The organism is Mobilicoccus caccae, assembly GCF_030161635.1.
GTDB lineage: Bacteria > Actinomycetota > Actinomycetes > Actinomycetales > Dermatophilaceae > Mobilicoccus > Mobilicoccus caccae.
In genome coordinates this window covers 1503972-1518301 of record NZ_BSUO01000001.1, presented here as the reverse complement: position 1 = coordinate 1518301, position 14330 = coordinate 1503972, and the positions used below count along the sequence as shown (strand labels likewise).

The window sequence follows — 14330 nt, the reverse complement described above, 5'->3', positions numbered from 1 at the left end:
CCCGCGCCGCTCACTCCGCGAGGCCACCGACCCGGTGGACCTGCAGGGCGTTGGTCGTGCCCGCGACGCCGTGCGGGCGACCGGCGACGACGACGATCGTGTCGCCGTGGGTGCAGCGCCCCTGCTCGAGCAGCATGCGGTCGACCGCGCCGACCATCGAGACGGTGTCCTCCAGCTCGGGGATGAGGAACGCGGTGATGCCCCACGTCAACGCCAGGCGCCGCCGTGTGTGGGGCTTCTGGGTGAACGCGAGCATGGGGAGCTTGGGCCGCACCCGCGACATGCGGCGTGCCGAGTCGCCCGAGGTGGTGAACGTCACGAGGTACTTGGCGTTGAGGAACTCGCCGATCTCGGCGGCGGACTTGGTGATCGCGCCACCGGTGGTGCTCGGGTTGGTGCCGAGCGGCGGGATGCGACCCAGGCCGTGGTCCTCGGTGTTCTCGATGATGCGGGCCATCGTGCGGACCGCGACGACCGGCCAGGCACCGACGCTCGTCTCACCCGAGAGCATGATGGCGTCGGCGCCGTCGAGCACCGCGTTGGCGCAGTCGCTGGCCTCGGCGCGGGTCGGACGGGAGTTCTCGATCATCGACTCGAGCACCTGCGTGGCGACGATGACCGGCTTGGCGTCGCGGCGGGCCAGCTCGACCGCGCGCTTCTGGACCAGCGGCACCTCCTCCAGCGGCATCTCGACGCCGAGGTCGCCGCGGGCGACCATGATGCCGTCGAAGGCCGCCACGATCTCGGGGAGGTTGGCCACGGCCTGCGGCTTCTCGATCTTGGCGATGACCGGGCGGACGAGTCCGACCTCGGCCATGATCTCGTGCACCCGGGTGATGTCGGCCGCGTCCCGCACGAACGACAGCGCGATCCAGTCTGCGCCGACGCGCAGGGCCCAGCGCAGGTCCTCCTCGTCCTTCTCGGACAGTGCGGGCACACTGACGGCGACCCCGGGCAGGTTGATGCCCTTGTTGTTGCTCACCGTGCCGCCCTCGATGACCGTGCACGTCACGTCGGTGTCGGTGATCTCGGTCGCCCGCAGAGAGATCTTGCCGTCGTCGATGAGGAGCGTGTCGCCTACGCGCACATCGCCCGGCAACCCCTTGAAGGTCGTGGAGACGCGATCGCGGTCGCCGTCGACGTCATCGACCGTGATGGTGAAGACGTCACCGACGGCGAGGTGCACCGGACCTCCGGAGAACCGGCCGGTGCGGATCTTCGGACCCTGGAGGTCGACGAGCACCGCGACCGCGCGGCCCGACTCCGCGGCGCCCTCGTGCACCCACTTGATCTGCTGCTCGTGCTCGTCGTACGAGCCGTGGGATCGGTTGATGCGGGCGACGTCGATGCCCGCGTCGATGAGGCGTCGGATGTCCTCCTTGGAGTTGACGGCCGGTCCTAGAGTGCTGACGATCTTCGCGCGACGCATGCCCCCATGTTAGGTCGGCAGCACGCGGCCCCGCGCACCGGATCGACCGGTGTCGCGGGGCCGCTTCGTGAACACTTCGCGAACCTGGACGGTTCGGACGCCCGTCCTGAACCCGCAGCGGGCGCCAGGGATTACGCCATGAGCGGGCGATCCGTCGGCGAGATCGGACGGGGCAGCGTCGACTGTCCCGACAGCCAGGCGTCGACACCTTGCGCGGCGGCACGGCCCTCGGCGATCGCCCAGACGATGAGCGACTGCCCGCGGCCCGCGTCACCGGCGGCGAAGACCCCGGGCACCGTCGTCATGTACTGCTCGTCGCGCACGATGTTGGACCGGGCGTCCCGCTCCACCCCGAGCTGTTCGACGAGCCCCTCACCCTGCGGACCGAGGAAGCCCATGGCCAGGAGCACCAACTGGGCGGGCAGGACCCGCTCGCTCCCCTCGACCTCGACGGGGCGACCGTCCTCGAACGTCACCTCGGTCAGTCGCAGACCGGACACGGCGCCGTCCTCGCCGACGAACTCCTTGGTGCTCACGGAGTACACGCGCTCGCCGCCCTCCTCGTGGGCGCTGGCGACGCGGTACAGCACGGGGTAGGTCGGCCACGGGTGCGCCGCGGCGCGCTGCTCGCCGGGCTGCGGCATGATCTCCAGGCTCGTCACCGAGCGGGCACCCTGCCGGTGGGCCGTCCCGATGCAGTCCGCGCCGGTGTCGCCGCCGCCGATGACGATGACGTCCTTGCCGGTGGCCACGATCTGGTCGGCCACCTCCTGCCCGAGGGAGACCCGGTTGGCCTGCGGCAGATAGTCCATCGCCTGGTGGACGCCGGAGAGTTCACGCCCGGGCACCGGCAGGTCGCGCGGCACGGTGGCACCGACGGCGAGGACGACGGCGTCGTAGCGGCGACGCACGTCCTCGGCCGTGAGGTCCTTGCCGATCTCGACGCCGGTGCGAAAACGCGTCCCCTCGGCCCGCATCTGCGCGAGGCGACGATCGAGCACCGACTTCTCCATCTTGAACTCGGGGATGCCGTACCGCAGCAGACCACCGGCCTTGTCGGCGCGCTCGAACACCGCCACCGTGTGTCCGGCGCGGGTCAACTGCTGGGCGGCGGCCAGTCCGGCCGGTCCCGAGCCGATCACCGCGACCGTGCGGCCGGAGAGCCGCTCGGGGATCACGGGCTCCACGCGTCCGAGATCGAAGGCCTTCTCGATGATGCTGACCTCGACCTGCTTGATCGTCACCGCCGGCTGGTTGATGCCGAGGACGCACGCAGACTCACACGGCGCCGGGCACAGCCTCCCGGTGAACTCCGGGAAGTTGTTCGTGGCGTGCAGCCGCTCGATCGCCTCAGGCCACCGCCCGTTCCACGTGAACGTGTTCCATTCGGGGATGAGGTTTCCGAGGGGGCAGGCACTGTGGCAGAAGGGGATTCCGCAGTCCATGCAGCGCCCGGCCTGCTCCTTGAGTTGGCCGGCCTCCTGCTCCTCGTAGACCTCCTTCCAGTCCTTGATGCGGACCGAGACCGGACGTCGGGCGGGAAGGCCACGTTCGCGGTGCTTGAGAAAGCCCTGGGGATCAGCCACGGGTCACCTCCATGATGCGCTCCCACACCTGGGGGGAGTCGGGGGACAGACCTTGGGACGCCGCTTCGTCGCGGACGTCGAGGACGCGCTGGTAGGCGCGGGGCAACACGAGGGAGAACCGGGCCCGGGCGTCGGGCCAGTCGGCCAGCAGCCCTGCGGCGACGGCCGATCCGGTCTCCTCCACGTGTCTGCGGAGCAGGTCCTCGAGCACGTCGTCGTCCTTCTCGCGCAGGCGGACGACGTCGACGAGTTCGGGGTTGACCTGCCGCGGGTCCAGATCGAGCACGTAGGCGTTGCCGCCTGACATGCCCGCACCGAAGTTGCGACCGACCTTGCCGAGGATGACGACGACACCACCGGTCATGTACTCACACCCGTGGTCGCCGATGCCCTCGACGACAGCCGTGGCGCCGGAGTTGCGGACGCAGAACCGCTCGCCGGCCTGGCCGCGCAAGAACAGCTCTCCGCTGGTGGCGCCGTAGGCGATGACGTTGCCGGCGATGACGTTGGTCTCCGCGGCGATCGGCGACCCGAGTGCGGGGCGCACCGAGATCTTGCCGCCGGACAGACCCTTGCCGACGTAGTCGTTGGCCTCCCCCAGCAGGCGGAGGCTGACCCCGGCGGGCAGGAAGGCGCCGAAGCTCTGGCCCGCCTCGCCGGTGAGTTCGACCGTGATGTGGTCGGTGGGCAGTCCGTCGGGGTGGGCGGCGGTGACCTCGTGTCCGAGCATCGTGCCGACCGTCCGGTTGACGTTGCGGATCTCGCCGGTGATGCGCACGGGATCACCCGGCCGGCCGTCGGGGCCACCGTCGATGGCCGAGCGCGCCTGGGAGATGAGGTCCACGTCCATGGCGTTGCCCAGGGCGTGGTCCTGACCCGTCGTGCAGTAGCGCTCGGAGCCCTCGTCGGGCACGGCCTCCACGAGCAGCGGCGCGAGGTCGAGGCCCGAGGCCTTCCAGTGGGCGACGGCATCGGCCGTGTCGAGCACCGAGGACCGGCCGATGGCCTCCTGCAGCGAGCGGAATCCCAACGCCGCGAGGTGCTCGCGGACCTCCTCGGCGATGTACTCGAAGAAGGTCTCGACGAACTCCGGCTTGCCCGTGAACCGCTCGCGCAGCTCCGGGTTCTGGGTGGCGATGCCGACGGGGCACGTGTCCTGGTGGCAGACCCGCATCATGATGCAACCCGACACCACCAGCGGCGCGGTCGCGAAGCCGTACTCCTCGGCGCCGAGCAGCGCCGCGACGACGACGTCGCGGCCGGTCTTGAGCTGACCGTCGGTCTGGACGACGATCCGGTCGCGCAACCGGTTGAGCACGAGCGTCTGCTGGGTCTCGGCCAGGCCGAGCTCCCACGGCGCGCCCGCGTGCTTGAGCGAGGTCAGCGGGGAGGCTCCCGTCCCGCCGTCGTGGCCGGAGACGAGCACCACGTCGGCGTGCGCCTTGCTCACGCCCGCGGCCACGGTGCCGACCCCGACCTCGGAGACGAGCTTGACGTGGATGCGCGCGTTCGGGTTCGCGTTCTTGAGGTCGTGGATGAGCTGGGCGAGGTCCTCGATCGAGTAGATGTCGTGGTGGGGCGGCGGGGAGATGAGACCGACCCCGGGCGTGCTGTGCCGCGTCTTGGCCACCCACGGGTACACCTTCGGGCCGGGCAGTTGACCGCCCTCGCCCGGCTTGGCGCCCTGGGCCATCTTGATCTGGATGTCGTCGGCGTGGGTGAGGTAGAGGCTCGTCACCCCGAACCGGCCGGAGGCGACCTGCTTGATCGCGCTGCGCCGCGTCGGGTCGAGCAGCCGGTCGACGTCCTCGCCGCCCTCACCGGTGTTGGACTTGCCGCCGATGCGGTTCATCGCGACGGCGAGGGTCTCGTGCGCCTCCTGGCTGATCGAGCCGTAGCTCATCGCGCCGGTGCTGAACCTCTTGACGATCTCCGAGGCCGGTTCGACCTCCTCGATCGGCACCGGCTTGCGCAGGCCCGGGGTGAAGGTGAACAGGCCGCGCAGCGTCATGAGGCGGCGGCTCTGGTCGTCGACCCGGGCGGTGTACTGCTTGAAGACGTCGTACCGGCGTGCCCGGGTGGAGTGCTGCAGGCGGAACACCGTCTCGGGGTCGAACAGGTGCGGCTCCCCCTCACGGCGCCACTGGTACTCACCGCCGATGGGCAGCACGCGGTGCGAGGGCGAGATGCCGTCCTTGGGGTAGGCCAGGGCGTGGCGGGCGGCGACCTCCTCGGCGATGACGTCGAGTCCGACACCGCCGAGCTGACTGGTCGTCCCCGTGAAGTACGCGTCGACGACCTCCTGGGACAGGCCGATGCACTCGAACACCTGCGCGCCGCGGTAGGAGGCCACGGTGCTGATGCCCATCTTCGACATGACCTTGAGGACGCCCTTGCCGAGCGCCTTGACGATGTTGGCCGTCGCCTCCTCCGCGGTGACGCCGGGGAGGCCGCCGCGGCGCACGAGGTCCTCGGCGGTCTCCATCGCCAGGTAGGGGTTGACGATGGCCGCGCCGTACCCGATGAGCAGGGCGATGTGGTGGACCTCGCGCACGTCGCCGGACTCGACGATGAGACCGACGTCGGTGCGGGTCTTCTCGCGGACCAGGTGGTGGTGCACGGCGGCCGTGAGCAGCAGGGAGGGGATCGGGGCGAGGTCGGGGCCGGAGTCGCGGTCGGAGAGCACGACGAACCTCGCGCCCCGGGAGATCGCGGCCGAGACCTCCTTGAAGATCATCTGCAGCCGCTTGCGCAGCGCCGGCGCGCCACCCGCGACCTCGTACAGGCCCTTGACCACGACGGTGCGACGCTCGCCCTGCACCTCGCCGAAGGCGTCCTCGTCGATGTGGACGATCTTGGCCAGTTCGTCGTTGTCGATGACGGGGAACGGCACGATCACGTGGTGGGCGTGCTCCGGGCCGGGGGTGAGCATGTTCGCCTCGGGGCCGAGCGCGGAACCGAGGGAGGTGACCAGTTCTTCACGGATGGCGTCCAGCGGCGGGTTGGTCACCTGCGCGAACAGCTGGGTGAAGTAGTCGAACAGCAGACGCGGGCGCTCCGACAGCACCGCGACGGGGGTGTCGGTGCCCATCGAGCCCAGCGCCTCCGCGCCCGTGCGGGCCATGGGCCCGAGGATGATGCGCAGCTCCTCCTGGGTGTAGCCGAAGGTCTGCTGGCGGCGTGCCACCGAGTTCGGCGTGTGCAGGATGTGCTCGCGTTCGGGCAGGTCGGCGAGGCTGACCAGGCCGTCGGAGAGCCACTGCTCGTACGGGTGCTCCGCGGCGAGGGCGGCCTTGATCTCGTCGTCGCCCACGATGCGTCCCTGGTCGGTGTCGACGAGGAACATCCGACCCGGCTTGAGCCGGCCGCGTTGCTTGACGCGCGAGGGGTCGATCGGCAGGACTCCGGCCTCCGAGCCGAGGACGACCAGGCCGTCGTCGGTCACCCAGTACCGGCCCGGGCGCAGCCCGTTGCGGTCGAGCACCGCGCCCACGAGCCGGCCGTCGGAGAACGCGACCGCGGCGGGTCCGTCCCAGGGCTCCATGAACATCGAGTGGTACTGGTAGAACGCCCGGCGGGCGGCGTCCATCTCGGCGTGGTTCTCCCACGCCTCGGGGATCATCATGAGCACCGCGTGGGGCAGCGAGCGGCCACCGAGGTGCAGCAGTTCGAGGACCTCGTCGAAGCTGGCCGAGTCCGAGGCCCCCGGCGTGCAGATCGGGAAGAGGCGCTCGAGGTCGCCGCCGAGCAGGTCGCTCTTGAGCAGCGACTCCCGTGCGCGCATCCAGTTGCGGTTGCCCTTGACCGTGTTGATCTCGCCGTTGTGGGCGATGAGCCGGAAGGGGTGCGCGAGGGTCCACGTGGGAAAGGTGTTGGTCGAGAAGCGCGAGTGCACCAGGGCGAGTTCGCTGGTCATCCGCTCGTCCGAGAGGTCGGGGTAGAACGTCGTCAACTGCGAGGGGGTGAGCATCCCCTTGTAGACGATCGTGCGGCACGACAGGGACGGGAAGTAGATCTCGAGATCGCGTTCGGCGCGCTTGCGCAGGCAGAACGCCCGTCGCTCCAGCGGCAGCCCGTGGACGCCCGCCGTGTCCGGGCCGAGGAAGACCTGCTCGAAGGTCGGCATGACCTCCAGCGCGGCCTCGCCGATCCCCGTGGTGTCGACCGGCACCTCACGGCGACCGAGGACCTCCAGGCCCTCCTCGGCGGCGAGGGCGTCGAACTGCTCGCGCACCACGGCCGCCTCGTCCTCGTCCTGCGGCAGGTAGGCCGTCCCGACGACGTAGTGCCCGGGCGCGGGCAGCTCGATGCCCGACACGACGCGGAAGAACTCGTCGGGGATCTGGATGAGGATGCCGGCCCCGTCGCCGACGGTCGGGTCCGCCCCGGTGGCTCCTCGGTGGTCGAGGTTGAGCAGGGCCTGCAGCCCGTTCTGCACGATGTCGTGCCCTGGAGTGCCACGCAGGGTGGCGACCATGGCGACGCCACAGGCGTCGTGTTCGCGGGAGGGGTCGTACAGACCGGTGGCTTCGGGGAGTGCGGAGAAGGCAGGAGGCATGAACACCGTCCTTGGGACATGGTCGACGGAGTCGACGCACGGACATGGTCGAATCGAATCGGCACATGAAGGGATGAGTCCTGGACGACGTCGGCCAGTGCGCTGAGATTAGCGTCTCGAAGCGCGGACAATCACGCACCCATCTCGAATCGTGGACGCCAGTTCTCGACCACCGATCGTCGTCGAGCCGAGGTCACCACGCGTCGCTGCATATCCATACAGGTCACGGGTTCGTCATGCTGGACCGACCTCGAACGCGACCCCTGAACGTGACCCGCATCACAACAGGGCGGGCCCGCGCCCTGCCGCGGGCACGTCCGTCACCCCCGGAGGTATCGGGGCCCGCGACGTGGTCGACGACCGCGGAGCGTGGCTGCGAAGTGTCTGCAGCGCCCCGTCTCCTCCAGATCCACCACAGCAGCGCACCGAAGGCGAAGACCAGTACCGAGGTCCACACGTTGAGGCGGAGTCCGAGGACGATCGTCGCCTCGTCGATGCGCACGCTCTCGATGAACCCGCGCCCGAGGGTGTAGAGCATCAGGTAGGCCGCGAACAGCTGCCCCGGCGCCGGCTTCCACCGTCGCTCGATCAGCAGGAGCACCCCGGCGATGAGCAGACACCAGAGGGACTCGTAGAGGAACGTGGGGTGGTAGGTGCCGAGCACGATCGCCTCACCGGCGGAGTCGCGCAACGCCTGCCCGCGGGAGGGGTCCCACGCGTGGATCTGCAGCGCCCAGGGCACGTCGGTCGGGCCACCGTAGAGCTCGTTGTTGAACCAGTTGCCCCACCGACCGATCGCCTGGGCGACGGCCAGCGGTGGCGCGACGGCGGTCGCCAGCATCCGGAAGTCCACACCGACCCGTCGGGCTCCGATCCAGGCGCCCAGCGCGCCGAGAGCCACCGCGCCCCAGATGCCGAGTCCGCCCTGCCAGATCTTCAGCGCGTCGACCGGGTCGCCCCCGGGACCGAAGTACGGCCCCGGGGACGAGATCACGTGGTAGAGGCGGCCACCGACGATCCCGAACGGCACCGCCCAGACGCCGATGTCCCATATCGCGTCCTCACGGGCACCCCGTGCGTCCAGGCGGCGCCCCGTCCACCACAGGGCGACGACGATCCCGGCCAGCAGGCACAGGGCGTAGGCCCGCACGGGCACGGGCCCGAGGAACCAGATCGCCTGCTCCGGACTCGGGATCGCGGCGATCACGGTCAGTTCTTCTTCGCGGCCTCGACGGCCTGGGTGAAGGCCTCGGGGTTGGTCGCGCCGGTGTTCTGGTCGAGCACCTGCCCCAGGTCGAACGGCTGGCCGTTGATCTTGTAGGAGGGGGTCGCCGTCACACCGTCGCGCGCGCTCTGCTCGTCGACGGCGGCGATGTAGGACTTGTACTTCACGTCGGAGACGCACTTGTCGTACGTCTGGCGGGCATCACCGGTGATGCCGGCGTCGTCGGCGATCTTCTTCATCGTCTCCTCGGTCCAACCGGGCTGACCCTGCTCCGGCTGCGCGTTCATCAGGGCGTCCCTGGTCTTCATGAACGCCTGAGGACTCACGTCCGCGGCACAGGCGGCGGCGTTCGCGATCCGCGTCGACTCACCCGACTCCCCCTGGTCGAGGAAGTTCTTCATGTGGATGACGACCTTGGCCTCGCCCGAGGTGGCGAGCTCGTCGAGCTTCGGACCGAGGATCTCGTGGAACGTCTTGCACCAGTGGCACTGGAAGTCCTCGTAGACGTCGACGACCGGGACACCCTGCCCCGGGTCCGTCGCGTTCAGCAGGATTCCGCCGTTGGCCGACTGCGCGCCGCGCGGGACCCCGGCGGCCTGGGCGTCGTCGCCCCCACGGTCCTGCATCCCGAAGACGATGGCGGCGGCGATGCCCGCGATCGCGAGCACCGCGATGATCGTCGCGAGGACGGGCTTGAGGTTGCTCTCCTTCGGCGCGGCGGCCTTGATCTTGGCCTGCCGTGCGCTCCGGTCGTTCGAGCTGGTGCTCATGCGGTGGGGGTCCTTTCAGGGGAGATCTTGCTGTCGAGACTGAGTGCGGTGCGGGGCCGGAGGATGAGCCAGAGACCGCACAGGGCGAACGCGACGTCGCGGGCGATGTCGATGCCGTACTGCGTCTCCTCGGGGGCGACGGTGCCGCCTCCGCCGAAGCAGCCGCAGTCGATCGAGAGGCCGCGGGCCCAGGCCGAGGCGATCCCGGCGATGAACACGACCATGAGCAGGGTGCCGCCGATGGCGGCCGGTCGCGTGAAGAGCCCGAGGATCAGCAGGGCGCCCAGGATGATCTCGATGACCGGCAGGGCCATGCCGATGTACCCGGCGAGGTCGAAGGGGAGGATCTGATAGGCCTGCACGGCCCGGGCCGCCACCAGCGGCGTGCCCACCTTGAGGGCTCCGGCGACGAGCAGGACACCGCCGAGGACGAGCCGGGCCACCAGCCCGATCCAGGGGCCCGCGGCCCGGTGCGAGCCGGTCTGTTCCTGGACCGTCGTCGCGTCGTCGGTGGGTGTCGGAGTGCTCACGAGCGCCCCTTTCGCACTCCCGCGGCGAGCTCCTCGGTCAACCGGGTGAGTCGCTCGAGGGCGTCACCGTCGGCGTCGCCGTCCCGGGGGTCGAGGCAGGCCACCAGGGCGGATCCGACGATGACGCCGTCGGCGAAGGAGGCGACCTCCGCGGCCTGCTCCCCCGTCGAGACGCCGAGTCCGACGGCCAAGGGCGCGTCGGTGAGAGCACGGGCGCGTTCGGACAGCACGCGGGCGCCCTCACCCACGCTCGCCCGGGCACCGGTGACACCCATCGTCGAGGCGACGTAGACGAAGCCCGTGCAGGCCTCCGCGGTCATCGCGATGCGGGCGTCGCTGCTGCTCGGCGCGATGAGGAAGATCGGGTCGAGGCCGTGGGCGGCGGCCGCGGCCCGCCATTCCTCGGCCTCGTCCGGCGGCAGATCGGGGGTGATGAGCCCGGCGCCGCCCGCGGCCGCGAGGTCGGCGGCGAAACGCTCGACCCCGTAGCGGAGCACCGGGTTCCAGTAGGTCATCGGCGCGGCCACTCCCCGGCCTCCGTGACCGCCGCGGCGGCCCTGAACGTGTCACGCAACCGGACGCCGCCGGTCAGCGCGACGTTCGCGGCGTTCTGGATGACCGGGCCGTCCATCAGCGGGTCGCTGTAGGGGATGCCGATCTCGACCATGTCGGCGCCCGCGGCCACGACGGCCTTCATGGCCTCGATGGACGTCTCCACGGTGGGGTACCCGATCGGCAGGTAGGCGACGAGCACGGCGCGGTCCTCGGACTTCGCGCGCGCGAACACCTCACGGATCCGGCTGCCCATGCTCACCACCCGCTCCCTTCGGCGTCGCGCACGGGTTGCTCCGCGCGGATCTGCTCCGCCTCCACGAGGTCCTCGCCGCTGACGAGTCCGAACCAGCGTGCGGCGGTGTCCACGTCCTTGTCGCCCCGTCCGGAGAGGTTGACGAGCACGAGCCCGTCGGGACCGAGCTCCTTGCCGATCTCCATGGCCCCGGCGAGGGCGTGGGCGCTCTCGATGGCGGGGATGATGCCCTCGGTGCGGCAGAGCAGCCGGAAGGCCTCCATCGCCTCGTCGTCGGTGGCGCTGCGGTACTCGGCCCGCCCGGTGTCGTGCAGGTGGGCGTGCTCGGGGCCGACGCTCGGGTAGTCCAGTCCGGCCGAGACGGAGTGGGATTCGAGGGTCTGGCCGTCCTCGTCCTGCAGGACGTACGTGGCCGCTCCGTGCAGCACGCCCGGGATGCCGCCGGAGAAGCGCGCCGCGTGGCGTCCGGAGGCGATGCCCTCACCGCCGGCCTCGACGCCGACGAGCCGGACACCCTCGTCGGGGATGAACGCGCCGAAGATGCCCATCGCGTTCGAGCCGCCGCCCACGCACGCGCAGACGGCGTCGGGCAGCCGGCCGACCCGTTCGAGGAGCTGCGCCCGCGCCTCCTGACCGATGACGGCGTGGAAGTCGCGGACCATCTCGGGGAACGGGTGCGGGCCGGTGACGGTGCCGAGCACGTAGTGGGTGCGCTCGACGTTGGTCACCCAGTCGCGCATGGCCTCGTTGATGGCGTCCTTGAGGGTGCGGCTGCCGTGGGTGACGGGCACGACCTCGGCGCCGAGCAGACGCATCCGGGCGACGTTGAGCGCCTGCCTCTCGGTGTCGCGTTCACCCATGTAGACGACGCACTCGAGCCCCATGAGGGCCGCCGCGGTCGCCGTCGCGACGCCGTGCTGACCGGCACCCGTCTCGGCGATGACGCGCTTCTTGCCCATGTGCCGGGTGAGCAGCGCCTGGCCGAGGACGTTGTTGATCTTGTGCGAGCCGGTGTGGTTGAGGTCCTCACGCTTGAGGAAGACCCGCGCACCACCGGCGTGTTCGGCGAACCGGGGCACCTCGGTGAGGATGCTCGGCCGGCCGGTGTAGGTGGCGTGCAGCTCGGCCAGCTCGGCCGTGAAGGTCGGGTCGGTCATGGCCCACTGCCGTGCCTCGTCCAATTCCTCCAGCGCCGCCACGAGGGCTTCGGGAACGTATCGGCCTCCGTACCCGCCGAAGCGGCCGGGTCGGGGGCCAGGAGAAGAAGTCATCGACGGTCCTTCGGGGGGCGTGAAGTCGGCTGGGCTCGCCGCTTGAGTCTGTCAGAGACGACGGTCGGTCGGCGTGCAAGGTTCCCGCGCGGGTCGTCCGTGGCGCGCGCTCACCGGGAGGGACGCAGCGCCGGGTGGGCGCCGGCGGCGACGAGGTCGGCGACGGCGGCCTTGGGGTCGCCACCGGTCACCAGCGATTCCCCGACGAGGACCGCGTCGGCGCCCGCGCGGGCGAACTCCAGCACGTCGTGCGGTCCGCGCACCCCGGACTCGGCCACGCGCACCAGCCCGTCGGGGATGCGCGGGGACAGCCGCGCGAACGTGCCCCGGTCCACCTCGAGCGTCTTGAGGTTGCGGTTGTTGACGCCGATCACGGTCGCGCCGGCGTCGATCGCCCGCTCGGTCTCCTCCTCGTCGTGCACCTCCACCAGCGCGGTCATGCCGAGGGAGTCGACGCGTTCGAGCAGACCGACCAGCCGGTCCTGATCGAGGGCGGCGACGATGAGCAACACGACGTCGGCGCCGTAGGCACGCGCCTCCCACACCTGATAACTGGAGACGACGAAGTCCTTGCGGAGCACGGGGATGTCGACGGCCGCCTTGACCGCCACCAGGTCCTCCAGGCTGCCGCCGAACCGCCGCTGCTCGGTGAGCACGCTGATGACCGAGGCTCCGCCCGTCTGATAGTCGGCGGCCAGGCAGGCGGGGTCGGCGATCATGGCCAGCGCGCCCTTGCTCGGGCTCGAACGCTTGACCTCACCGATCACCGACACGCCGGGGGTCCGCAGAGCCGCCGCCGCGTCGAGAGCCGGGACGACTCGATCGGCACGTCGCTTGACGTCCTCCAGCGACACCGTCGCGCGCCGGGCTTCCATGTCTTCGCGGACACCGTCGATGATCTCGTCCAGAACCGTAGCCACGATGCCAGGCTACGGCCCGAACCTGCAGGCCGCGCAACCGGCATTCGCCACCAGGGGCGACGCACCACACGCGACACGCGGGGCCGGTGTCCGCCACTGCCTTCGGGAACGCGCCTCGCACGTAAGGTGACTCCGCACGAGCAACCATGCACACACGCGAGGAGTGACCATGTCCGATCAGTACAACTCGGGGAATTCGGACCGCTCCGGGGCCACGCCCTGGAACTCCCCGGCGGGCCGGCCGGCGACGGCCGCACCCACGACCAGACGACCGGCCACGGCGCGGGCGGCGAGGGCTACGACGGGGGCCCTCGTACTCGCAGGCGTCGTACCCGGAGTCCGCGTACTCCGGCCAGGGCGCGCCCGCCCAGTCGCAGTACGGCGCCTACGGATCGCAGGACCCCGCCTACGGTGGCTACGACTCAGGCCCCAAGCCGCAGGGCATGGCCATCGCCGCCCTCGTGTTCGGGATCATCTCGATCATCTTCGCCTTCCCCATCCTCGGGTTCGTCATCGCCATCGTCGCGATCATCCTCGGAGCGAAGGCGCTCGGTCGCGTCAAGCGTGGCGTCGGTGGTGGGCGCGGGATGGCCCTGGGCGGTGTCATCACCGGCATCATCGGCGCGATCCTCAACGTGCTCATCACCGTGTTCTTCGGCGCGGTGATCTGGGCTGTGGCCCAAAGCGGAAGTTGGGACGCGATCATGGAGTGCTCCCAGGTGCCGGAGGCGCAGCGACAGGCGTGCATCGACCAGCGCTCGCAGGAGATCGTCCAGCAGCAGGAGAACCCCACCTGATCGGCAGCCGCCGACGCACCCGACGAGGGGCCGTTCCCGTGGTGGGAACGGCCCCTCGTCGTCGTCAGATCATGCTCGAGGCGACGCGGCTCAGCGCACCCCGCCGGTGCCGGGATTCTCACTGGCCGGGCGCTCGCCGTAGCCGGCCTTCTCCATGCCGATCCAGGCGGCCACGCCGAGCAGCCCGACGACGATGCCCGGCACCCACAGCAGCGCCTCACCGAACACGATGCCCAGGCAGATCAAGAGGGTGCCGAGCAGGATGATGCCGACCCCCGTCCACGAGGCCTTGCTCTGTCCGTGTGAATCTGACATCGGTGTGACTCCTCGGGGTTCGGGGTGAGCTCGTACGTGAATTCCATCGGGTGAGTCCGGTCGTGGGGCGGACGACCCGTCGCCCACATTGTGTCAGGCGGGGCGAGCGCGGTGCGCAAGG

Annotated in this window: 10 protein-coding genes and 1 pseudogene; 1 reads left to right on the top strand and 10 read right to left on the bottom strand. The window is 70.4% G+C overall.

Annotation, left to right across the window (positions count from 1 at the left end; translation table 11 throughout):
* Positions 1-10: 10 nt before the first annotated feature.
* The 9 genes and pseudogenes from pyk to trpC form a co-directional block, all read right to left on the bottom strand.
* On the bottom strand, positions 11-1429 hold the full coding sequence (pyk, locus tag QQK49_RS07260) for a pyruvate kinase (protein WP_284303356.1): 1419 nt from the start codon (positions 1427-1429) through the stop codon (positions 11-13).
* Positions 1430-1560: 131 nt separating this feature from the next.
* Positions 1561-3015, bottom strand: a complete 1455-nt coding sequence (locus QQK49_RS07255; protein ID WP_284303355.1) for a glutamate synthase subunit beta — start codon at positions 3013-3015, stop codon at positions 1561-1563.
* Positions 3008-7573 carry a glutamate synthase large subunit gene (gene gltB, locus QQK49_RS07250; protein ID WP_284303354.1) on the bottom strand — a complete coding sequence of 1522 codons (4566 nt, stop codon included), beginning with the start codon at positions 7571-7573 and terminating at the stop codon, positions 3008-3010. The genes QQK49_RS07255 and gltB overlap by 8 nt, the downstream gene beginning before the upstream one ends.
* Positions 7574-7796: 223 nt before the next feature.
* Positions 7797-8780, bottom strand: a complete 984-nt coding sequence (lgt, locus tag QQK49_RS07245) for a prolipoprotein diacylglyceryl transferase (protein ID WP_284303353.1) — start codon at positions 8778-8780, stop codon at positions 7797-7799.
* Between the two features lie 2 nt (positions 8781-8782).
* Positions 8783-9568, bottom strand: a complete 786-nt coding sequence (locus QQK49_RS07240; protein WP_284303352.1) for a DsbA family protein — start codon at positions 9566-9568, stop codon at positions 8783-8785.
* Positions 9565-10098, bottom strand: a complete 534-nt coding sequence (locus QQK49_RS07235) for a MauE/DoxX family redox-associated membrane protein (protein ID WP_284303351.1) — start codon at positions 10096-10098, stop codon at positions 9565-9567. The genes QQK49_RS07240 and QQK49_RS07235 overlap by 4 nt, the downstream gene beginning before the upstream one ends.
* A pseudogene (gene trpA / locus QQK49_RS07230) lies at positions 10095-10906 on the bottom strand (tryptophan synthase subunit alpha). The gene QQK49_RS07235 and the pseudogene trpA overlap by 4 nt, the downstream one beginning before the upstream one ends.
* Positions 10907-10908: 2 nt before the next feature.
* Positions 10909-12177, bottom strand: a complete 1269-nt coding sequence (gene trpB / locus QQK49_RS07225; protein ID WP_284303350.1) for a tryptophan synthase subunit beta — start codon at positions 12175-12177, stop codon at positions 10909-10911.
* Between the two features lie 110 nt (positions 12178-12287).
* The gene (gene trpC, locus QQK49_RS07220) at positions 12288-13097 is read right to left on the bottom strand and encodes an indole-3-glycerol phosphate synthase TrpC (protein WP_284303349.1); all 810 of its coding nucleotides are present in this window, start codon (positions 13095-13097) and stop codon (positions 12288-12290) included.
* Positions 13098-13540: 443 nt separating this feature from the next.
* On the opposite strand from trpC, the gene QQK49_RS07215 reads away from it, so the two are divergent.
* Positions 13541-13894, top strand: coding sequence for a DUF4190 domain-containing protein (locus QQK49_RS07215; RefSeq protein WP_284303348.1), 354 nt, complete (start codon positions 13541-13543; stop codon positions 13892-13894).
* A gap of 90 nt (positions 13895-13984) precedes the next feature.
* Here the strand turns inward: QQK49_RS07215 and QQK49_RS07210 are convergent, their stop codons facing one another.
* On the bottom strand, positions 13985-14209 hold the full coding sequence (locus QQK49_RS07210) for an HGxxPAAW family protein (RefSeq protein WP_284303347.1): 225 nt from the start codon (positions 14207-14209) through the stop codon (positions 13985-13987).
* Between the last annotated feature and the right edge of the window lie 121 nt (positions 14210-14330).